Genomic DNA, 23,150 nt, shown 5'->3' with positions numbered 1-23,150 from the left:
GTCGGCAATTAACAAGACAAATTAAACACAGTAACGGGCTGATATCTTTGTAGACAAGGTATCGGCCCGTTGTTTTTGGTTTGCGTTATGTATCGATCGCAATGTGATGTTGTTTCCAATATGAGAATGTGAAAGCGCTGGCAAAATTAGCATCATTCAGAACGGCATTCGTATGAGTTTTATAGGTTTCTACACTACTATAGATAAAAGTAACAATAAGTGACTGAGTAGGAACCTTGCTGTGAAAGGAACAATAACGCTGCTGTTCACTTGGACGGGAGAGTTGATGAGTTTTTCTCCCAACGAATTTGGCTCATGCGGGCCTTTATCCCAACTCTATCTCACTGCCACTGGTAGTGAAGAACCGTTGGCTATAAAAGATATACAGGCTTTTTTCCCTTCTGTTGAACCTCTGCAAGTGACATCAGTGATTGATGGCATCCTCTATACCGGGACCCTTTCAACCCTCAAAAGCACAGCGTCTCAAGGTGATCCTCAATTTCTCCTCCAGTTTGAAGATGCGGCGGACCCCTCCGCTTTACGTATCCAGCGCATGAAACATGTGTTGGATTGTGCCCAGATAGCCAGTTGGGAGTGGAATGTACAGACCGGTGAGACCCGGTTTAACGATCGCTGGGCGGAAATTGTTGGTTACCATCTTTCTGAGCTAGAACCGACAGATATTAATACCTGGACCAAACTGGCTCATCCGGATGACCTGAAATTGTCCCAGGATGCACTTGAGGCTCACTTTCACGGCGAGATTCCTTTTTACGAATGCGAAGTCCGCATGCGTCACAAGGCTGGTCACTGGGTCTGGGTACGCGATTACGGGCGAATCGTTTCGTTCACGGAACAGGGTGAACCAGAGTGGATACTTGGCGCACACATAGATATCACCGGTTATAAATTGATTCAGACTCAGAATGAACTGCTGAGTCATGATCTCAACATGATCATGGACTTGTGTCCGGCAGTTATTTATAAGCTGTCCGCAGACGATGATGAACAGGTTCAGTTCATCACACAGGGTGTAGAAGAGTTACTTAACTACCGCCATGAACAGATTATAAATCGGGTGAATTGGTGGCGTAATCATATTCATCCGGAAGACATTGCTGAATATAATCAAAGGGTTGCAGAGTGGCGTTCCCGGCGTGATGATTCGATTCTGGAATGTGAATATCGTTTCCGTTGTGCTGATGGTCGCTACATCTGGCTTGCTGATCGCGCGCGAATGATGAATTCTCATTATGAGCGCGGTGCGTCAGTATTGGGTTCAATCATTGATATCACGGACTTTGTGTCATTAAACAACCACCTTCAGTCGTTAGCGAAAGTATCACCTGCGGTCTTGTACCAATTTGAATACTTGCCGGATGGAACGAGTCGTTTTCCTTACGCCAGCCAGAAGTTGAAGGATATGTTTGGCGTTACCCCGGAGGAAGCGGCAGTTGATTCTACCGCTGTATTTGATGCTATTTACCCGGAGGATGTAGATAGGGTGCGCGCCAGTGCTTTGCAATCTAAAGAGACCCTGGAAGCTTGGAAATGCGAATTCAGGGTAGAGATTGATGGTAAATTGCATTGGTTGTATGGCCATTCTATTCCGACTTCCTCCAGTGAAGGTAAAGTCATTTGGTCTGGCCAGATTATCGATATTTCTGAAAAAAAAGAGCTCGAGTTACAGCTTAAAAAAGAATCGACGACCGATGCTCTGACGGGGACGTACAATCGGCGTTATTTCATGACTGAATTACATGATGAACTGCAACGTAGTGTACGCGAGAAGCAACCTGTTTCTGTTCTGGCTGTCGACTTTGACTTCTTTAAACAGGTTAATGATAAATATGGCCATGATGCCGGGGATGCGGTGTTGCAACAGGTCACCGGGCACCTGAGACAGCACATTCGACCTTATGACACTCTGGCCAGAATGGGTGGGGAAGAGTTCAATATCATGTTACCCAATACCGACTACACATCTGCGCTATCGATAGCCAACAAGTTAAGGAAGCTGGTAGAAGGCTTTACGGTTCGTTATCACGGGCAAGAAATTAAAATTACCATCACACTGGGTGTCGCGACCAGTAGCAGCGGTGTGCAGGACTCGTTTGGGTTGTTGAAAGGGGCGGATCGTGCGTTGTATCGCGGTAAAGCCAGCGGTCGCAATTGTGTTCAATAGGCAATCGTGTCCATTAGGTAATTGCGTCCATTAGGCAATTGCGTCCATTAGGTAATGGTGTTGAATAGGCAGTTAAGCGCTTCAGCGCTGTCTTGAATTTTTTGCGAAAATTTACAGTTTTTTCTTTTGTATTGAAAACCTTACACCTTTTAGACTGTGTAAATAAACAGTGGTTCTTGACTTTCCATACTGCTTTACTAATCTGTATGTATACACAGTGGTAAAGGAGGTGTTTATGTTTTGGGATACACTCGAACGCGTCAACCGCCTGCGCCAGAAGGCGATGTCCGATCCTGAATTTATTGAGTCAGCAAAAGAGCATGAACAAACGCTCAAACAGGTTGAACAGGAATTTGAGCCGCAACGACGTCGTAAAAATGTCTTAGCGAGGCCTAAAACACTCGCAGATATTTATCAGCAGGTTGAATTTGGTAACCACTCAAATAACGTAGAGCATTAATGATTCAGGTCTGTCTGATGAAGTATTCTGTCAACCTAACAAACACATCATCTATTTAAAATGATAAAAATTAAAGATATATAGAGCGCCATGCGATAAGTGGCGCTTTTTTTTATCTATTTTTCAATAACATGAACAAACATGATTAACGTGCTATTAATGCGGCCAAAAACTTCAAATGTTTGTGAAGATTGTTGCTCACAGTTCACAAATAACCAGCTACACTGCTATTTAAGGCCAACATAACTAAAAACAAAATTTGTCAGAGGCAGGGTTGGATGAGTAGCCGATATTCACGCTTAAAGTCGCTTATTTTAGTCTGCACATGTGCGACGTTTATCATTGTTGTACTCGTCTATTTTTTCTGGCGTGCTGCCAAAGGGCCCTCTTCTGTTCAGCTCCCGACTATAACCATAGCTGTTTCTCAAACGCCTCTGTCTGCACCATTTTTTATCGCCGACCAGCTTAACTTATTTGAGCAACAGGGGCTTAATGTTGTGCTGAACCCTTGTAGTGGCGGTGTGCAATGTGCTGAGGCACTGTTTTCCGGAGAAGTCGACTATGCGACAGCGTCAGAATCGGTTGCTATGTTCAAAAGCTTTGAACGTAGTGACTTTGTTTTACTGGCCAGCTTTGTCAGCTCCGACAACGATTTAAAGTTGCTGACGGTTCCCAACCGTGGTGTGTCCAAGCTCAGTGATTTAGCCGGTAAGAGGGTGGGTGTAGTAAAAGCCAGCGCCAGCGAGTTTTATTTTGACTCCATCCTGATTGCTAATAATCTGAAAGAAATGCCGCTGGAAAAAGTATATTTGAGCCCCGATCAACTGAATCAGGCTCTGTTTGGTTTTAATGTCGATGCCATCTCGGTTTGGGAGCCGTGGGGTTATCGCACAGAAATGACCTCTGCTTCTGAATTAATAAATTTGGGGATCGTAGGGATTTATAACCTTTCCTTCAACCTGATGGCGATGAAGGAGTACGCCCAACAGTCAGAGGCTCATTCAGTTGCTTTGCTGCAAGCGCTCAAGCAAGCGATAGCCTGGATACATGACAATCCGGATGAATCAAGGCAGTGGATTGCTAAAGATTTGAATGTGCCCATTCATCAACTTGAATGGTCATGGCAGGATTATGCGTTCCGTCTTTCTTTAGGTAATGCACTATTATCTAATATTCAGCTTCAGGCACGATGGGCGATTGAAAATAAACTGGTTAAAGGGAAACTCCCAGATTACCGGGGATATTTTTCATCCGAACCTCTTGAGCGGGTGTTGCAGACAGAGGTGTCTTTTAAATGATAAATTCTGTCTCGCGTAAACTGACCTTACTATTTTGTGCCACAGCCATGCTGGTGGTGTTAATTGCGGTTTCACTCGACAATCTGCATCAGGAGCAAGATAACACCCATGAAGAGTTGAAACAGATAATGCGAATCCAACGCAGTGTCGATATGCTTCGCAGCCAGTTATGGATATTTCTGCAGTACGATGACGTAAATAGCCTGGAGCAAGTTTACATTGCCCAGCAAAATCTGGCTCGTAAGCTAGCGAGTCAGTCCGACCTCACCATTAATATCAATAATCTGACGCGCATGAATGACAGTCTGGCGGCGTTGCTGGAGAAAGAACGCGCATTAGGCCTGAGCCTTGGTAAGCAGCATAGTAGTAATACATCTTTTATTGCTTCCAGTGAGCTTCTTCATTCTAGATATAACATGTTGGTGCAGGATATGACCGAAGAGCTGCTTTACCTGCAAAAGGTCGTGCTTACTCAAAGTGCCGATAACCAACATTCATCATTAATGCTCAGCGCGATTCATTTATTAGTGTTTGGCATCGTGGTCTGTGTCGTTGCATTTTTAATTCTTAAACGAGTCAAAGCGGGTTTCGCGGCGTTTAAAGAGGGCATTACTGAACTGGCGCAAGGTGATTTGGCCAGCCGACTGGAGCTAAAACAGCAAGATTCTGAGTTTGTGGCACTGGCTCATTTCTTTAACAAAATGAAAGAGTCTTTACGCAACTCGATTATCACGCGTGAGGAGTTGCAGCAAGAGGTCGCCAGGCAGACCGCCAAGCTTGAACAACAAAAAGAGCAACTGCGATTCCTTTCAGAAAAAGACCCGCTAACCGGTATGTTGAACCGCAGAGCGTTCAAGGAACATCTGCACGAGGCCATCGTGCATGCCCAACGTACACAAGTCAAACTTGCCGTGCTGTTTATCGATCTGGATAAATTTAAAGAGATTAATGACAGCAAAGGGCATGACGTCGGTGATGAAGTATTGACGCGAATCGCCACCAGGTTGGAAGCGAATATTCGTGAGTCTGATTTTAGTGGCAGGCTGGGCGGTGATGAATTCGTGGTGTGTCTGAATTTAATCAAAGACTTTCATGGTGTCGCGAAAAAAACACAACGGCTGATTAAGCAGTTGAGTGCACCTATGGACATCGGTGGAGAAAGCCTGTCGGTCGGTGTGAGTATCGGTGTCAGCCTCTATCCTGACCAGAGTCAGGATATGGCTGAGCTGTTGCGTGTAGCGGATGAAGCTATGTATCAGGCGAAATTAACCAGCGGGAGCCATTTTTTTTGTCCGCAGATGAAATTCGACCGTAATTTTGATGGTTCTCAAATCGGATGATCAAAAATCTGCTTTAACAACATAATAAGGATTAGAGAATTTTTTCTCCGGTCCAAGCTCAGATATCACCAACCGATTCCACAAGTTACGGTCAAACTCTCCTTTCGGCAGCGATGGATAGAGTGTTTCCACTTCCTCACGTGCAAATTGGAGAAACTCTTTCTTTTTGATCTGGTTGTATTTTTTCAAAACACGATTGTATTTGTGCATCCATTCCAGCTTAAATGCACGCAGTGCTGGTTCAGCTTGTTCAAGTGGCATACGTGATAAATAGACTCGCTTATAGGCCACTTTTCGATCCAGCATGGTCAATATGGTGGTTTGAATATAACTACCGTGATGGGTAATTGAAATATCGTCTTCAGAAAACGGAGACAAACACCACCCCCGGGGCAGAAAGCCCGGTTTTTGATACTGCTTATTACGCTCAATCAGCGCATTATGCAGAACGATGTCTGAAGTGCCTCTAAACGTCGCTTGCCACTTGGCAATCCGGATTTGCAGCGACCCGGGCAGACGATAGATATGAGTAAATTTATCTTGATTCATTGACTGTACAATAATCTAACGAGTGAAGAGATAACTGTGGCATATCGGCTGCGGTTCTGACGTCAGATAACATCACACCGTAATTTCTCATAAGCCATAATTCAAATTAAAACGTTTTCAGCTCAGATATCTTGAGCCAGGACAAAGCCTTGATTATTTTTCCTGCCAAGACGAAATAATTATTATATACCCTTCCTACTTGAAGCTGCAGCAGTGCTGGCTGCTTTTATTCACCCCAATCACATAATGTCTCTATGCTCATAGGGATTTACTCATTTACCGCCTACCTGCAACTCCATGATGTTTGGGTATACCGCTTCATATACTGTGTGTGAATTGTCGACTTTTTGTTCTGCGTGATGAAGCGAGGGCGCGTATTCTACTACGCTTTGTGCCTGAATTGCGAGACTTAATTGCACAAAAAACAGACTTATTGAATGAAATGTTATTATCAACATATATTAAATGGGTTAATATTAGCGGGCAATCTTAACGTCGGTACTTTGTTGCCAAAGTTAGCTTTTGTGCGGTTCACAATGATTAAAACAACGCTAAAACTGATGACTGCGAGCCTGGCCTCGTAAAAAATGGAAGTGAATAACTTTGCTTGATATTGACGTGCTAAAACTGGCGAGCATTTTGAATAATACCATTTGCAGTGTTATTGCTTGTCTGTTTCTTTTGCTATCGAGACGAAAGCTCAATAATCATAAAGTGTCGACGGCAGGGTGGTTTGCCGCCTATTTTTTATGTTTTTCAATTGCTTTCGGTACCACGGTGATGCGTGGCTGGGTCTCGATTGAATGGGTTGTACTAAGCAACAACTTTCTGTACCAGGCCGTCACTTATATGCTGCTGTTTGGTGTAATGAGTTGGTTTAAGTATCCGGTTAAGCGCACATGGTTTGCATTTGCCGCGTTGCATACTTTCGTGTACACCGCATTTCAGTTCTGGTTGCTAAAGAATTTCCCGCAACATTTTGAGTGGCGGGTCAATCTGGCTGCTGTTAGTTTCTCAGCGGTCCACCTCTACAGTGCCTGGTTTGCATTTCGCCATATGAACAAAAAAAGCGGTGGTGAAAAACTGCTGACGTTTTGTCTGGTGCTTTCCAGTTTATTGGTTTTTTTACCGGCGACATTGTATCAATTGTTTGATTCGACAATTTATTTTCTGAGTGGTGTCCTGGTCGGCCAGAATTTACTGACCATCGTCAGCCTGGGTTCTATTTTATCTCTTTTCTTTTATGACGAAATTGAGTGGCATCATTATCGCGCAGTGCATGATGAACTGACCGGTTTGTATAATCGACGTTATTTCATGGAGCAAGCGAGTAGCGAGCTGGATAACAGCTCAAACACCTGGACAATTGCCTTGCTCGATGTTGACCACTTTAAACAGGTCAATGACCGTTATGGTCATGATGCCGGTGATCTGGCCCTGTGCCATATTGCCGACATTCTGTCTCGCGAGTTTAAAGGTGATTTAGTCGCACGTTATGGCGGTGAGGAATTCACTATTATGCTGGCGGGTCATCAGGCAACCAATCAGCTTCGGCTCGAGCATTTTCACCGAGAAGTGAGCCGGAATCATCTGATTGCCGGTGAACTGGATATTGCGATGACGGTCAGTATCGGTATTGCGGAAGTCAGCCATTCGAGTGAGCTGCAACGTGCATTGAAGATGGCGGATATTGCGCTGTATGATGCCAAAGAAACTGGACGTAACCGATTGGTTCCTTTGGTTTAGCATTTAAAAGTCGCATTGCCCGGACGAGATAGGCGATGTCGGGGGATTCAATAAAGCCGGAGCGGAATATAACGCTCCGGCTTTATGGTTCTCGCTCGGCATTTCACTGGTGCAGATTCTATCTTTTGCTGATCAGTGTGGCAGCAGGGTCAGACCGCTTGGCAGCGCATCGCCAAATACTCGTTTGGATTCATTTTCATCCAACTCAGACACTTCCTCTACCAGGTGGATCCAGGAGTCTGGCACTTTGCTTTGTTTGAGTTTATCCAGTACCTGATTTCGTAAATCATCGGCAATATCCAGTGTCCGGTCTCCGGTCTTGCGACACATCATCACTGCGGCAAACGCGATCATCGGCTCTTTCAGCCAGTTTTCAGCCAGCAGTTTTGGTAACCATTGTTGGGTCTGCTCACGGGAAACAACATTATGTGCGCTGCCGTACAATAAAGTACGTGCAGCAAGACGACCGACGGCCCACCAGTGCGCAGAGACAAACTGGGGCTGGTTCAGTGCTTTATTGATAAACCAGGTACACAGCAGCACTTTATCTTCAACATCCAGATGTTCCAATGACGCCGCCAGCCGGACCATGGCTTCATACCCTTTATCTTGTGCTTCTTTTGCGGATTTCGGATTGCGGGCCGCACCAGGATGGAGGTATTTGGCGATATCAGCCAATATTGTTTCTTGTTGCTCTTGATTGAGCCCCCCGGCGATACGGCGCCAGAATACCCACCAGTCGGTCCAGCCTTGATGGTTGGCGAACTGAATACCTTGTTGGTATAGGTTCCAGATTTGATCAACGCGCCAACTGTCGGTCACGTCACCAAATCCCGGGCGCAGCGTATATCCGGCCAGGCGCAGCCAGTTTTTCTCATGTTGCTCTGAACGGCGCCGACGCTTACGGCCTTGTGCCAGAGTGTCAAACACACTGCGCAGCGTGTAGAAATCCCAGTCATCCCGTTTGCCGAGCAACTTATCGAGATCTTTGCTCAGGGTTTTAATGGCGTTGCCATCGGCACTGCTCTTATTACCGCTGTAGGTCTTTGTGATCAGCTGCTGTGCCTGCTCGAGGCGTGGGTTGGTTTTCGGTGTATCATCGTCGCCGTCTTGGTTACTGTGGCGAACTTCAAACTCCATCAGCCAGCGCTGCTGCTCGTCTTCGACCGAAACACATTCTATTTTCAGTGTTCCGACCTCTGTGAGCTGGCAGGCTAACTGAACCTCTACCCGCTGTTTCTGGTTGGCGTGTAATTGAATATTTTCGTCACCCTGTAACGTAGTAATATAGGGAGGCAGTGGCTGGAATTTATCCGGATTCACTGCCACTAAAACCCCGTTCTGTACCGCCACGTTATCCGTCAGTGCATCATGAGTTGAGGTCAGCAGATTAAAACGCACCGGTTCTCCCAGGGTGAGAGAAAAACGGCGGCTGGTCAGACGGATTTCCTGACCTTCTTCCGTCCCTTTGGCAAGCAGACAAAGGGCTTTGCCCATGTTGTTCTTTTCCTGTAAGTGCAGGAAATAGGAGCGGGCAGAGCCACCCCCTATCTTAAGCTGGGCTCCACGCCGCGCTTTACCAAACGCAACGGCTCCCAGTGCGACAGACCAGTCGGGGTGCGGGTTATCCAGTTGAGTAACGGGTTCACCACGCCAGTGATCCAAGAGCTGCAACATACGCCCGGTGATCAGTGTGCTGTTAAACACACCACCGTTGAGCAACACGCCGACCGGGACGGCGGGTGAACGGTTATCGGTCTTACCCAGAGCCGTATGAGCGACGGCCTGATGCTGAGTCAGGAATTCCGCTACATGCTTGCTTACCGCCGGATCGGAAACGTAAGGCAGTCCAAACTCGACCACCGCGCTGCGGCGCTTATCCGGCAACTCAGAAAATTCAGAAATCGGGAAAAATCCGTCCAGAGCAATCTGATGCACTTCTTGTTTGCTTAACGCTATGCTTTTAGTGCCGCCGAGCAGTTTTGAGCCACTGCCCAGCATTGTGATTTTAACCGTCTCCGGTGCGTGGGATGAGAGCAGGTTTTCTTTCGCCTGGCGGGTTTGCTGAATCAGTTTAGTCAGTGCCGAAGCTGTCAGTTTTTTCCCCTCATGAAAACGGGATTCCGCCAGATGGGCCAAAGCCAGATCAAGGTTATCGCCGCCAAGCATCAAATGCTCACCAACACCGATGCGATTGAGCGTCAGTTCACCCTCGATAAATTTCGCTTCAATCAGACTCAGGTCGGTGGTACCCCCACCAACATCGCACACCAGGATCAGCGGCAGATTTGCCAACTGCTGTGCCGCAGTCGCTTTGTGGCGCGCATACCAGTCGTAACAGACTGCCTGAGGCTCCTCAAGCAGGACGATATTATGCAGGCCAGCGAGTTTTGCCGCTTGCAGAGTCAGTTTACGCGCGATTTCATCAAACGAAGCCGGTACGGTCACGACCACGTCCTGATGCTCAAGGCGGTTACCAGGGTGACGATAATTCCAGGCTTGGCGAATATGATTCAGATAGCTAGCACTGGCAACGACAGGGGAAACCTTGTCGACATCGCTGGCTCCAGCCCACGGCAGGATCTCCTGCTCACGGTCGACGGCCTGATGTGATAGCCAGCTTTTGGCACTGGAGACCTGACGGCCTTCGACTTTAGCACCCAGATCGCGCGCCCATTCGCCGACAATCACGTTGCTGAAATCACCGGCGACCGGTTCGTGCTCCCATGGTAGGGTTTGATCGCTGCCAGCTACCTGGCCTGGTGCCGGATGATAGCGAAAAGAGGGCAAAAGGGGTTTACGAACCACTTCACCGGGGCCGATAAGCTGATCAATCGGAAACAGTTCAACCGGTGCATTTTCAAGATCGTCGCTAAGTTCACAAAAGGCCACGACCGTATTGGTGGTGCCTAAATCGATCCCAACAAGAAAACTTGGAGTTGTCATGATTAACCTCGTGTAGACCCGGCACGGTGAAGGCGGACACTCAAGGCAGCCGGCGGAAATACGCTTAACGGCTGACCACTTTCAAGGGCGGGTGTGAGATAGATGAACGGCACCCGTTGAGGTGCCGTTGGTCATTATTGCTGCTGAGCGTCGCTACTCTGCGCGTTGCTCTCTTGCGCGTCGTTTCCTTCACGCACATCAAACTCAACGTGCCATTTCTGACCATTGTCAGAGGCGATGGCCTCTAGATACAAGGTACCCAGTTCGGTTACGCGTGATGCCAGAGTCACCGGTACAACTTCGCCTTCGCGACGTCCTTCGGAAACTGGCAGAGTGACCTGAATTTCAGGCAGCTCTTCAAGTTCTTCCGGTGCCCAGTAATCGAGGTGAGTTCCGGCCACATCTTCACGGCGAGTCGTGGAGCCAAAGAACTGGAAATGCACCGGCTGACCGATCACCAGACCAAATTCCTGACTTGGTACAGCGACACCGGAACCTTCTTCCATCCCGAACGGTGCCACACACAGTGCTTCCATCGGAGGCGCCATACCCGGAATTGCCGGCATTGCGCTTTCAATACCCACGTAGTAAGCCGAGGCAATACCGCCGCGGATACGTACGCCCTGGCCACGGCGAACTGCGCCGTAGTACGCCGCGCCACTGGCAACGGCTAAGTCAAGATCCAGACCAGTCAGGCGTTTAGCGGCTGCAGTGCCCGCATCGGTCAGCCACTGGTTGATGGTGCTGAGCAGACGTTGTGCCAGTAGGTCAGATTTCAATACCCCGCCGTTGAACAGAATAGCGGTCGGTTTGATAAACTCGATACTGGCGGCCGGCATACCCGGAATACCTGCCATGTTAAACGGTGCAGTTTCCGAATTTGCCTGGCCTTGCGCATTGGCTTGTTTAGCCAGAAACGCGGCGATGTGACGGGTAATACCGGCATCTTGCGCGTACGGCAGACCCATCTGAGTCAGAGCGCCGCGCGAGCGTTGTACCGGCTGGTCGGCAACGCTGACCTGAGGGAAGAAGCCGTCAACCAGAGTCTGTTGCACTTCTTGTTTAGTCAGTTCAGTTTTCAGGGTCGAACCCATCAGTTTCGAGCCACGGCTAGGTACCACAATCGGTACAGCCTGCAATTCAGCATCGTTGAGCAGAGCTTCTTTGGCATCACGACATGCGTGTGTCATCGCCTGCACCTGCCACGGTTGCAGTTCTTTGCCTTCCTGAGCCAGTTTCATCTTGAGACGATAGGCCAGCGCCAGATCCATGTTGTCACCGCCAAGCAGGATATGTTCGCCGACTGCGATACGGTTCAGGGTCAGGTTGCCTTCGTCTGCGGTGACTTCGACCAGCGAAAGGTCAGTCGTACCACCGCCGATATCGACTACCAGTACGACGTCACCGACGTTGACTTGGTCACGCCATTTGTCCTGGCTGTTATCGATCCAGCTGTACAGCGCCGCTTGCGGCTCTTCCAGCAGGGTCAGATGAGCGAGGCCGATATTGCGTGCTGCCTCAGCGGTTAAATCTCGCGCCGCCGGATCAAAAGAGGCCGGTACGGTGATGGTGACGTCCTGTTCAGACAGGTCATGCTGCGGATGCAGGTGATTCCACGCCTCTTTAAGGTGAGCAAGATACAGTTCTGTTGCACGTAGCGGAGAAACCTTAGCCACATCTTCCGGACTGCCTTGTGGCAGGAATGCGTCACGGCGGTTCACTCCGCCATGGCACAACCAGGATTTTGCGCTGGAAACCAGACGAATCGGTGTTTTGGCACCCAGGTTGCGCGCGATCGCACCGACCAGAGCTTTTGGCTCTTCTGTCCACGGCAGACGGCGTGCATTAGGCGCCATCTCATGCTCATGTGGCTGGTACAAAAACGAGCCCAGTTGCATACGGCTTTCGACTGTGCCCGGTGCGGTCATTTGCGGGATCGCCATCACTTCAACGCGGGCGTCTTCATTTTGGGTATCAACATAAGACAACACGCAGTGTGTGGTCCCCAGGTCAATACCCACGCTGTATTTTGGTGCTTGTGATGCTTGATTATGTTCCATTACAGCTCCACCTCCGCAGGTGCAATGATTGAAGCATCGTAATTTTGCGCCAGTTTTGGCAGCGTCATCGCATCGGCTTTCCAGCCTTTGTGAACCAGAGTACCGGTAAATGGTGCATTGCCGGTGACATTGCCGGTCAGACGAACTTCTTGTGGGTTGAAGCCTTCAGCGATAGTAATGCGCGACTCTTCTTCTTCACTGCGAACAGGTGACAAGGTCACGTATTCTTTCAGTACTTTTTGACCGCCAGAGTGGATCACGCGTGCTGCTGCACCCACTTCTTCATCAGAGAAGCTGGTCACGTCTTCTTGAAGGAAATCGATCAGGCGAGCTTCCTGCTGGAACAGAGAGAGCAGTTGCATGGCCGAATCGGTAGACGCAGTAGCCAGTTTGGACTCGACCTCCACCACTTTTTCAACCACTTTTTCAACTTCAACCACTTTCTCTACTTCGACAATCTTTTCGACCGGTTTCTCGACTTCAACGATCTTTTCAATCGGTTTTTCAACCACTTTCTCAATTACTTTAGACTTGCGTGCTACCGCCACGATTAACAGCAAAACGCTTGTGGCAGTTAAACCAGCATGAAGCATATCGAAGGTCGTTGGAATCATATTTAAATCGAAGTTCATGATGAAATCTCTGTAGATGTGTATAGGCAATGAACGATTGCAATATTCATTGCACAGAATAGTCAGAATTTAGTAAAAAATAAGGGCGGATATTACCATATTCAAGGGATAAGGCTTGCACAAAAGCCGGAATCTCGGTTTCCTCCCGGTTTGATGGCTTAAATTTTAACCAAAATTTAAGCTCTGAGCGACGCTAATTGCGGCACGTTAAGAGTTGGAGGTTCCTCCTTAGCTTAAGCTGAGCGCTCTGATGACCCATTTTAGGTCGCTCGACAGGAGAGTATTGCCCAGAAAGATGATCTATTAGCCACCAAGTTGGTATAAAAACTCGCCATGAGCGAGGGCCAGGCTCTCAATTGCAGATTAAATTGCCGATTGAGCGTCGAGTTTTATCTCAGACTTGGGTAACATAGCGCGCTTTGAATTTTCGACTGGGGACTAGATGTGGCAATGAACTATAACCGTGTGGTGTGCTTCGATTTGGAAATGTGCTGTTGGAATGAAAACGGAGTCGGCACAACGGGTGAGATCATTGAAGTCGGTTTGGCTGAAATCGATTTGACTGCCGGTGAAATTGTCAAACGCGCGCAGTATTACGTCAAACCTGAGCACGACGAAGTGTCGTTATTTTGTGTCGAACTGACCGGAATTACCCCGCGTAAAATTGAAAAGCAGGGACGCCCTCTGGCGGCTGTCATCCAGTCGATGGTGAAGAATTTCGGCGGCACCAACAAAATTTATGCTTCCTGGGGCCGCGATGATCAGATTTTGATCAATGAGTGCCGTGCAAAAGGCATTGAAGTTCCATTTAAGGAATTTGTCAATCTGGCAACCTTGTACCGGATGCAGAATCGTCTTAAAGACAAACGCATTGGTCACCGCGCGGCACAGGAAGCGAAAGGTATTGAATGGGAAGGGCGCCAGCACTCCGGTTACGTCGATGCTTATAATCTGGCCAAACTGGCCTTAGTCATGCTGTAATCTGTCCTTGGTCACGTTTTTTGTTGATGATTCGTTTAACCAGGCGTTCATTCATCTGTCATTGTATTGTCACAGCTGACCGGTAAGGTGATTGCAGTGAGTTCAGACTGACAACGTTATTTGGTTTGATGGGCATCAACCGATACATAAAATAGAAAGCTCAAAAGCGCAGCGCTTCGGCACTGCGCTTTTTTATGAGGGCAGGAGTCGCCCGCTTACTTGCCGGTCACTATCAGCTTGGCGCGAATGAATTGGCTGTGATCAACGTACAGCAGTTCAGCGGCTTTGCGAATGACCGCATCTTCTAACGGGTCGATTTCTCCATCGGCATGCGCCACTTCCCACATCGCTTTGATCAATTCAAAACGCGTTTCTTGAGTCAGCTCACGCAATTGAGAGGTGAAGTCATACAGCGACGCCGAGTGGCTAATCTGCTCGTCCGCACGGGTTAAAAGTTGCTGTGCTTCCTCCTGATCTAAATCGAGTAAACGTTTTAACAACGTCAGTTTGGCTTTCTGCTCTTGCTCTTCAATTTGATGATCGGCACCGGCCACTTCACTCAGCAGGCAGGCAATAGCCAGGTTCGGGCTGGTTTTCTGCTGGCTGAGATCCTGCCCTTCGAGCAGTTGTTTGAACATGGATGTGATCGCATTAAACATAGTGAAGCCTTTTTGTCTTGCTGTAATTTTATGATAGTTGATCGAATTTGAGAGTCAGTGTTTGATGATGATGAAACCATAAAACACGGGATTTGTTTTCTCAACTTTATCGCGATGAATGGCTCTGCTTAGCTATTCTCTGCTTAGCTATTCATGGCTATCTTTAGTCGGCAGGAAATCAATCGATTCACCGCTGCTGGTCAAAATAGAGACCAAATGTGGTTTACCACTTTTATCTAGTTTGAGTTCGCCGAGGGCTGCTGAGTTCACTAATCGTTTGATTTTTTCTGAACTCGGCGCTCGTTTCCTGATTTTGAGACGCTTGCGTTTGGTGAGCCAGTTCAGCGGTGAGCGCGGACTGTACAGTACGCGGTCCATCGTGTCACAAAATGACAGCAAGGGTTCCGGGAATTGATTTTTGATACCGCTGCAGGTGATCTGGAAAATATTCGGGCTCGATTTACGTGAGCGCAGTTGGATGTCATAAGCAAACGAATAGTGCACATCACCGGACAAAATGACGTAATTGGATGGTGTTTTGGTGTGGGTAAAAATACTCACCAGCGTATTGGCACTGCCCGGGTGGGCCATCCAGTTTTCTGCGTCAATCACCAGTGGTTTACCCAGCCAGGTCATCAGCCTTTGCAGGGCTTCGATGAACTTGACCCCGAACATGGGGGCGGCAGAGACAATTATCACTTTCTCTTCATCAAGCAGCGCCTGCTGAAATTCCATCATCGCTTCCCAGTCCATCAGGCCGGAGGGCTTATTCATGCGTGACTCAGAGCGCCAGCGCCGGGTGCGTGTATCCAACACCACCATTTTGGGGCTGGTGTCGGTGGTGTAGTGCCATTTCTCGAATGGATAGAGAGCATCAATCCAGTCATCCTGGTGCTGGCTGTCCGGCTGGGCACAATACTTCTGGGCCAGTTGGTGAAATTCGTCGTTAAAATTATCCGGTTCGTTGCCCCAGCCCTGAAACAGCCAGTAACTGATCAGTGCATTACCGATAATGCGTTTGGAAAAGGCATTGCTGTAGGCCGCTTGCTCCCAACCTACGGTCAGATTCCAGTCATCAGTGACATCATGATCATCGAAGATCATGTAGGTCGGAATATGAGCCAGCAGTCGCCGGGTATGTGTCAGGCCGGCATAGAAAGTCCGGATGTGTTTCAGCTCGCTTTGCCATTCTTGTTGTTTGTTGGCCGGAATCTGATGCTCTGTCTTGGCCAGTTGTAGCTGCGGGCTATCATCAAAATCGATGTCCTGCCATAACACCGGTGACCAGGTCAGCAGATACATAGCAAAAAACTCGGCCAAACTAATCAGGTGGTTATCGTTATCGGTAGAGCTGAAGATCGGGGTGGGCTTACGTGGCAGCACCCGATCAAAAAAGCGCTGTTCGCCGATGGAATGAGGCAGCAACTTATTGCGCTGGTAAAAACAGTGTGGATGCTGATAAAGCTCATGACTGTCTTTGACCGGTGCATGACAGGCTTCAACCTGTGATTGTTCAAAGCGTTCCTGATAAAGACCCAGCCGCTCAATGACGCTGTGTACCGCGAAAAGAGTCGGTCCGGCGACGTGATCGGCGTAGATTTGATCTCCGCTCATCATCAACAGATGCGGACGCTCCTCAGGGAGCTGCGCAGCGACTTTTTCATCGGCAACAACCAAGGCGTCTTTGGCGAAGTGATGCGGGTTACGGCATGAGCCATGCAGTACGTAATCAGCCTGGCCACTCAGCCACAAAGTAAAGCGGGTTTCATCGTCATAGAGTAGCTCGGCACACAGTTCGCTAAGCTGACCGTCCGGCGTGGTGATGTCGTACTGGTATTTGGCCGGTACGTTAAAATCGTGTCTGATGTGGAGAAGGGTGACCCAGGCATGAGCGCCGATTTGATAACTATCGCTGGAAGTCAGCGGCTGGGAGAGCACAGAGTTCTGGTTATCGTCGTACAGTTGCAGCTCGCCCTCGGGCGCCTGACTGGTGGCAAGCCAGATAACCAGCTCCTTTGCAGTCGCTTTTCTGACGATCGGACCAGCCAGGACAAAGGGTAAGCGGCGATGATGGTATCGGGTCAATTCCGGCTCCTAAAGCTCTTTTTGCAACTGTTCCTCTTGCAATGTACCCAGCATCTCGATGAATTCCGAGCTGGTACGTTCATGCGCGACCAGAAGCATACCTAACATTGCCTCTATTCTATCGTGCTGTGAACTATCTTCCTGTAAAAGCTGTGTAATTTGTTCTCGGATCAGTTCGATTTCATGCTCGACAAATCCGCGTCCTTCCTCGTCACCCTGACCTTCTTCCGGCGCGTTATCAAATTCCAGAAATAGCAGTTTTTGATCCAGCTGCGCCGCCACTAATTGTTCAGGCAGCCAAACTTCTCCCATCACTATATCGGGGTCGCAGTCTGCGGGTAAGGCGTCTAGCAGGGCTTTGAATTCAGATACTTTCACAGTGTTGTCAGTTAAAAAATGGGGTTAGCTACTATTTTAGCGGCCAATTTGCTTGAAAACTAAGAGTTATTTTCATCAGTTGTACAATAAGTGAGTGATCGAGCGTAAATGGTGAGAAAAAGCAGAGTGAATGGGCAACATTTCCCCGGTTGGCAAAGAGTCGGAATCCGATAGCTGGAAACAGATAAATAAAAAGGCAGCGTATGACTACGTTGCCTTTTAGTCAGCAAAGTGAATAGATGCTTGGGCTTCACTTTTCCTTGTGCGCCTGCATACTGGGTATTCAGGCGCTGGTGCTCGGCAATATGGCCGAGTACAAATTACAGGGCAGAAATTACAGAGTAATGGCGTCCAGCTGAGATTTCGCTGATTCAATGCCTTTTGCTGCCGGCTCTTCACCCATGTTCAGCGCTTCTGCGTACACGAATTCAACTTCGCTGATACCGACAAAACCCAGAACTGTTTTCAGGTAAGGCGTTACCACGTCAGTCGCTGAATCTTTATGGATACCGCCACGAGTGGTGATCACGACTGCTTTTTTGTTTTCGAACAGACCCACGACACCTGATTCCGTGTATTTGAAAGTAACGCCAGCACGCGCAATCAGATCAATCCAGTTTTTCAGCTGCGTTGGGATGGTAAAGTTGTACATTGGTGCAGCAATTACCAGAGTGTCCGCTGCATTGACTTCTGCGATCAGAGTGTCAGACAGCGCGACAACAGCTTGTTGCTCTTCAGAAAGATCTTCACTTGAGCGCAGCGCAGTTGCGACTGCGAAGTCCAGTACTGGCAGAGGTTCGGCCGCCAGGTCACGCACGGTCAGTTCGTTTTGGTCAAATTTGGTCAGGTAAGCATCGAGCAGTTTGCTTGATTGAGAATATTCGCCAAGGATGCTGGATTTAAGTGCAAGTACACGAGACATAAGAAGTTCCTTAATTGGAGGTAACACGTTAGGGAAGTGATAATAATGAGATACTCGCGACATCTTAAGTAGGTGGATTTGCTGAACTCATTCAAAAAATTTGAACGACTGCAAATACCTGCGTCGGCATAACTCTGTGATACAATCCGCGCAGTTTTAAGTGAAAAATGAATAGGACCTGCTTTGACTCAGTCACAGCCCAACACAGAAAAGAACGCGGTTGCCAAATCCAACAATGTGCAGTCGCTGAAAAAGGCACTGAATCAGTGCCTTATCAAAGACCGTTTTCGCTTCAACAAACGTATTTCCGGTGCCAGTAAAATTAAAAACGAGCAGGCACGTGATGCGGCATTGGACGAAATTGCCCTCGATATCGCTCAGTCGATGATGGTGGTGCAGCAACGCAGCGCACATAAAGTAAAAATCGAGTATCCCGAAATTCTGCCAGTCAGCCAGAAACGTGAAGATATCGCCACAGCGATTGAACAGCACCAGGTGGTGATCGTCGCAGGTGAAACCGGTTCAGGTAAAACCACTCAGCTGCCGAAAATTTGTGCTGAGCTGGGACGCGGTAAGTTTGGCCTGATCGGCCACACCCAGCCACGCCGCTTGGCGGCGCGCTCGGTAGCGAACCGTATCGCAGAAGAGATGGAAACCGAACTGGGTGGCTTCGTCGGCTATAAGGTGCGATTTAACGATCAGATTTCTGACGAGACGCAAATCAAACTGATGACGGACGGTATTCTGCTGGCAGAAATCCAGCACGACCGTTTTCTCAATCAGTATGACACCATCATCATCGATGAAGCGCACGAACGCAGCCTCAATATCGATTTTATTTTGGGTTATCTCAAAGAGCTGCTGCCGCGTCGCCCCGATCTGAAAGTTATTATCACGTCGGCAACCATCGATCCGGAGCGTTTTTCTAACCACTTTAGTGGCGCGCCGATCATCGAAGTCTCCGGTCGGACCTATCCGGTGGAAACCCGTTACCGCCCGCTGGCCGGTGAAGATGAAAGCGATCGTGACCAGCTGCAAGGCATTTTCGAGGCGGTGGATGAACTGTGCGATGAAGGCCTGGGCGATATTCTGATCTTCATGAACGGTGAACGTGAAATTCGTGATACCGCGGACGCACTGAGCAAACGTAAGCTGCGCGACACCGAAATTGTGCCGCTGTATGCCCGTTTATCGGCCGGTGAGCAGAACAAGATTTTCCAGCCGCACGCCGGACGCCGTATCGTTCTGGCGACCAACGTGGCGGAAACGTCACTGACGGTGCCGGGCATCAAATACGTGATTGACCCGGGTACGGCAAGGATCAGCCGCTACAGTTACCGCACTAAGGTACAGCGCTTGCCGATTGAGCCGGTTTCGCAGGCCAGTGCTAACCAGCGTAAAGGCCGTTGTGGCCGTGTCGAAGAGGGGATCTGTATCCGCCTCTATTCAGAAGAGGACTTCCTGTCACGTCCGGAATTTACCGACCCGGAGATTTTGCGTACCAATCTGGCGTCCGTAATTCTGCAGATGACCGCATTAGGGCTGGGTGACATTGAAGCGTTTCCGTTTGTTGAAGCGCCGGATAAACGTAACATCCAGGATGGTGTGCGTCTGCTCGAAGAACTGGGCGCGATTAACGATAAAGCCAAAGATCCGAAAAAGCGCCTGACTGAGATTGGCCGTAAGCTGGCCCGTCTGCCTATTGACCCGCGCCTGGCACGTATGGTGATTGAAGCGCCGCGTTTTGGCTGCCTGAAAGAAGTGATGGTGATTGCATCCGGTCTGTCGATTCAGGATCCGCGTGAGCGTCCGAGTGATAAACAGCAGTCGGCCGATGACAAGCACCGCCGCTTCTTCCACGAAGAGTCGGATTTTCTGACCTTGGTGAATCTGTGGGAACACATCAAAAAAGAGCAGAAAGCACACAGCAGCAATCAGTTCCGTCGTCAGTGTAAGCAGGATTACCTCAACTATCTGCGTATTCGCGAATGGCAGGATGTCTATTTCCAGTTGCATCAGTCAATGCGTGAGATGGATTTCAAACTGAATGATGAGCCGGCCAGTTATCAGAGCGTACACAGTGCGATTCTGGTCGGGTTACTGTCGCACATCGGTACAAAAGATCCGGAGAAAAACGAGTATCAAGGCGCGCGCAATGCCCGTTTCAACATTTTTCCGGCTTCTGGCTTGTTCAAAAAACAGCCTAAGTGGGTCATGTCGGCCGAGCTGGTGGAAACCTCTAAGCTCTGGGCGCGTATGGTGGCCAAGATCCAACCGGAATGGATTGAGCCACTGGCGAAACACCTGATTAAGCGCAGCTACAGCGAGCCGCACTGGTCGAAAAAACGCGCTGCAGTGATGGCGTACGAAAAAGTGATGCTGTACGGAATTCCGATCGTGCCTAAGCGTCTGGTGAATTACGGTAACATTGATGCGCCGCTGAGCCGTGAAATCTTTATTCGCAGTGCGTTGGTAGAAGGCGAGTGGGAAACCAAACACGCTTTCTTTAAACAAAACCGCGCCCTGCTACAGGAAGTGGAAGAGCTGGAGCATAAATCACGTCGCCGCGATATTCTGGTTGATGATGAAGAGCTGTTCCAGTTTTATGATCAGCGTGTTGATACCGAGGTTGTCTCGGGACGACATTTTGACACTTGGTGGAAACAGGCCGGTAAAGCGACGCCTGATCTGCTCAATTTTGAAAAAGAGATGCTGTTCAAAGGCGATGCCAGCCATATTACTGAGCTGGATTACCCTAATTTCTGGCATCAGAACGGCATCAAGCTCAAGCTGAGCTATCAGTTTGAGCCGGGCGAAAATAGTGACGGTGTCACGGTGCATATTCCGTTGCCGATCCTGAACCAGATTGAACCGGAAGGGTTTGACTGGCAGATCCCGGGGCTGCGTCATGAACTGGTCATGAGCCTTATCAAGTCATTGCCGAAGTCACTGCGCAAAAACTTTGTGCCGGCACCTAACTATGCCGACGCCTTTTTGGCGCGAGCTAAAGCGATGGAGGGGCCGTTATTGGGCGCTCTGGAGCGCGAACTGCGCCGTATGACCGGTGTGGAAGTGCTGCGTGAAGACTGGAACTGGGAACAAGTGCCGCAACACTTGCGCATGACGTTCCGTGCCGTTGACCATCGCAACCGTAAGCTGAAAGAGCACCAGGATCTGCATGAGCTGAAAGAAAGCCTGAAAGAGAAGGTGCAGGAAACGCTGTCGCAAGTGGCCGACGACGATATTGAGCAGAAAGATCTGCACACCTGGTCGTTTGGTGAATTACCACGCGTTTATCAGCAAAAACGTGGCGGCTTTGAAGTCAAAGCCTACCCGGCGCTGGTCGACAACAAAGACAGTGTGGAGATCAAGCTGTTTGAAACGGAGCAGGAGCAGCACAATGCGATGCGTGAAGGTCAGCGCCGCCTGATCCTTCTCAACGTGCCGTCACCGATTAAGTATCTGCATGCGAACTTGCCGAACAAGTCCAAGCTTGGCTTGTACTTTAACCCGTACGGCAAGGTGATGGATCTGATCGATGACTGTATTGCCTGTGGTATTGATAAGCTGATTGAGCAGCGTGGTGGTATGGCGTGGCAGCCTGAAGAGTTTGAGGCGCTGAAAGAGTTCGTCCGTGCGGAGCTGGGTGACACTGTGGTCGATATTGCTCAGCAGGTCGAGACGATCCTCACTACGGCGTATAACATCAATAAGCGTCTCAAAGGCAAAATTGACTTTACCATGGCATTTGCGCTGTCTGACATCAAAGCGCAAATTGAAGGGCTTATCTTTAAAGGGTTCGCCACAGAATGTGGCTGGAAACGCTTGCCGGATATTCTGCGTTACATGAAAGCGATTGAGCGCCGGATGGAAAAACTGCCGATTGACCCGAATAAAGATCGCCTGCATATGCTGAAGATTGAGTCGGTGACTCAGGATTACAAAGAGCTGCTCAATAAGATTCCGAAAGGTGTGGCGATTCCGGATAACGTGAAAGAAATTCGCTGGATGCTGGAAGAGTTACGGGTCAGTTTCTTTGCTCAACAATTAGGCACACCGTATCCGGTTTCGGATAAACGGGTTAAAAATGCCATTGATGCGTGCTAAAAGTGGTTGAAAGCCGGGCATATTATTTGCATAGATTATCAGTATCACTATAATTTGGCGCAACGTGGCAATGAATCACCGCAGGGAGCATTGCCTAATAACAATGAGAAGGTTAATCATGAAAAAGACTTTACTGGCACTTGCTTTACTGAGTGCATCTTCAACAGCGCTGGCTGACTCTTGGATCTACGGCGGTGCTTCTGTGGGTCAGGCCGATTACAAAGGCGATGAAAGTACGTCTTACAACATCCACGTGGGTACCGGCATTCTGCCAATCGTTGGTCTGGAAGCGGGTTACACAGATTTTGGCGACTTTGATGTTGATGGCAACAGCTTTGATGCCTCAACGGTGTATGTTGCTCTGAAACCAAGTATCGATTTCGGTCCTCTGCACGTTTATGCGCGTGGTGGTGTGCATCGTTGGGAAACAGAAGTGAACGGTAACAAAGATGACGATATCGATATCATGTACGGTGTTGGCGCTGAATACTTCCTTATGGGTCCAGTTTCCGTTGGTGCCAGCTACCACAAATATGAAGTGGATAACGGCAGCATCGACACGTTCAGCCTGAATGCGACGTTCCACTTCCTGTAAGAAGTAGTGCGTTGAAAAACCAGCCTGTGATGGCTGGTTTTTTTATATCTGAATATTGGGCTATCTGCTGTGAAACGATATTCCACTATATTGGGTATGCTTGGTAATTTTACCCTGAGTTCTGAATCGCTTAAAATGCGGCCTTTGTATAAAAGGCTCGTTTTAAGTCTGCGCTGCTATTTGTCACGCGGCGTTATGAAGCGAGAA

General features: G+C 48.8%; 16 protein-coding genes. 8 read left to right on the top strand and 8 right to left on the bottom strand.

The features are described 5' to 3' along the window. The first annotated feature begins 241 nt into the window (after nt 1-241). The 4 genes from E6C74_RS14830 to E6C74_RS14815 all read left to right on the top strand — a co-directional run bounded on the left by E6C74_RS14830 (nt 242) and on the right by E6C74_RS14815 (nt 5,283). Nucleotides 242-2,185, top strand: a complete 1,944-nt coding sequence (locus E6C74_RS14830; protein ID WP_136486588.1) for a sensor domain-containing diguanylate cyclase — start codon at nt 242-244, stop codon at nt 2,183-2,185. A gap of 235 nt (nt 2,186-2,420) precedes the next feature. After that, a complete protein-coding gene (locus E6C74_RS14825; RefSeq protein WP_136486586.1) occupies nt 2,421-2,645 on the top strand; it encodes a hypothetical protein in 225 nt (74 codons plus the stop codon). A 278-nt stretch (nt 2,646-2,923) separates the two neighbouring features. Beyond that, nucleotides 2,924-3,943, top strand: a complete 1,020-nt coding sequence (locus tag E6C74_RS14820) for an ABC transporter substrate-binding protein (protein ID WP_136486584.1) — start codon at nt 2,924-2,926, stop codon at nt 3,941-3,943. Then, nucleotides 3,940-5,283, top strand: coding sequence for a diguanylate cyclase (locus E6C74_RS14815; RefSeq protein ID WP_136486582.1), 1,344 nt, complete (start codon nt 3,940-3,942; stop codon nt 5,281-5,283). The genes E6C74_RS14820 and E6C74_RS14815 overlap by 4 nt, the downstream gene beginning before the upstream one ends. On the opposite strand, the gene E6C74_RS14810 is transcribed toward E6C74_RS14815, so the two are convergent. Continuing rightward, nucleotides 5,284-5,832 carry a hypothetical protein gene (locus E6C74_RS14810; protein WP_136486580.1) on the bottom strand — a complete coding sequence of 183 codons (549 nt, stop codon included), beginning with the start codon at nt 5,830-5,832 and terminating at the stop codon, nt 5,284-5,286. Nucleotides 5,833-6,612: 780 nt separating this feature from the next. Between E6C74_RS14810 and E6C74_RS14805 the strand changes: the two genes are divergently transcribed. Then, nucleotides 6,613-7,578 carry a GGDEF domain-containing protein gene (locus E6C74_RS14805; protein WP_240798194.1) on the top strand — a complete coding sequence of 322 codons (966 nt, stop codon included), beginning with the start codon at nt 6,613-6,615 and terminating at the stop codon, nt 7,576-7,578. Nucleotides 7,579-7,710: 132 nt separating this feature from the next. On the opposite strand, the gene E6C74_RS14800 is transcribed toward E6C74_RS14805, so the two are convergent. The 3 genes from E6C74_RS14800 to E6C74_RS14790 all read right to left on the bottom strand — a co-directional run bounded on the left by E6C74_RS14800 (nt 7,711) and on the right by E6C74_RS14790 (nt 13,216). Then, on the bottom strand, nt 7,711-10,524 hold the full coding sequence (locus tag E6C74_RS14800) for an Hsp70 family protein (RefSeq protein WP_136486576.1): 2,814 nt from the start codon (nt 10,522-10,524) through the stop codon (nt 7,711-7,713). A 134-nt stretch (nt 10,525-10,658) separates the two neighbouring features. Beyond that, on the bottom strand, nt 10,659-12,584 hold the full coding sequence (locus E6C74_RS14795; protein WP_136486573.1) for an Hsp70 family protein: 1,926 nt from the start codon (nt 12,582-12,584) through the stop codon (nt 10,659-10,661). Continuing rightward, nucleotides 12,584-13,216, bottom strand: coding sequence for a DUF2760 domain-containing protein (locus tag E6C74_RS14790; protein WP_136486571.1), 633 nt, complete (start codon nt 13,214-13,216; stop codon nt 12,584-12,586). Before E6C74_RS14790 ends, E6C74_RS14795 begins: the two co-directional genes overlap by 1 nt. A gap of 450 nt (nt 13,217-13,666) precedes the next feature. On the opposite strand from E6C74_RS14790, the gene E6C74_RS14785 reads away from it, so the two are divergent. Next, nucleotides 13,667-14,197: a 3'-5' exonuclease gene (locus tag E6C74_RS14785; protein WP_136486569.1), complete on the top strand. Its 531-nt coding sequence runs from the start codon at nt 13,667-13,669 to the stop codon at nt 14,195-14,197. A 215-nt stretch (nt 14,198-14,412) separates the two neighbouring features. Here the strand turns inward: E6C74_RS14785 and E6C74_RS14780 are convergent, their stop codons facing one another. From E6C74_RS14780 to E6C74_RS14765, 4 genes are all read right to left on the bottom strand, one after another. Then, entirely contained in the window at nt 14,413-14,856 is a 444-nt protein-coding gene (locus E6C74_RS14780; protein ID WP_136486566.1) for a TerB family tellurite resistance protein, read from the bottom strand. Nucleotides 14,857-15,003: 147 nt separating this feature from the next. Beyond that, nucleotides 15,004-16,941: an alkaline phosphatase D family protein gene (locus E6C74_RS14775; RefSeq protein ID WP_136486564.1), complete on the bottom strand. Its 1,938-nt coding sequence runs from the start codon at nt 16,939-16,941 to the stop codon at nt 15,004-15,006. A gap of 9 nt (nt 16,942-16,950) precedes the next feature. Continuing rightward, on the bottom strand, nt 16,951-17,319 hold the full coding sequence (locus E6C74_RS14770) for a hypothetical protein (RefSeq protein ID WP_136486562.1): 369 nt from the start codon (nt 17,317-17,319) through the stop codon (nt 16,951-16,953). A 334-nt stretch (nt 17,320-17,653) separates the two neighbouring features. Then, entirely contained in the window at nt 17,654-18,241 is a 588-nt protein-coding gene (locus E6C74_RS14765; protein ID WP_136486560.1) for an FMN-dependent NADH-azoreductase, read from the bottom strand. A 183-nt stretch (nt 18,242-18,424) separates the two neighbouring features. Here E6C74_RS14765 and hrpA point away from each other — a divergent pair, with 183 nt between their 5' ends. Continuing rightward, nucleotides 18,425-22,348 carry an ATP-dependent RNA helicase HrpA gene (gene hrpA, locus E6C74_RS14760; RefSeq protein WP_136486558.1) on the top strand — a complete coding sequence of 1,308 codons (3,924 nt, stop codon included), beginning with the start codon at nt 18,425-18,427 and terminating at the stop codon, nt 22,346-22,348. 118 nt (nt 22,349-22,466) lie between these two features. Beyond that, the gene (locus E6C74_RS14755) at nt 22,467-22,943 is read left to right on the top strand and encodes a porin (protein WP_136486556.1); all 477 of its coding nucleotides are present in this window, start codon (nt 22,467-22,469) and stop codon (nt 22,941-22,943) included. Nucleotides 22,944-23,150 lie beyond the last annotated feature (207 nt).

The sequence above is a fragment of the Vibrio sp. H11 genome (assembly GCF_004804295.1).
Taxonomy (GTDB): domain Bacteria; phylum Pseudomonadota; class Gammaproteobacteria; order Enterobacterales; family Vibrionaceae; genus Vibrio; species Vibrio ostreae.
Note: the sequence above shows the minus strand (reverse complement) of the source record. Positions and strands in the feature narration are given on the sequence as shown.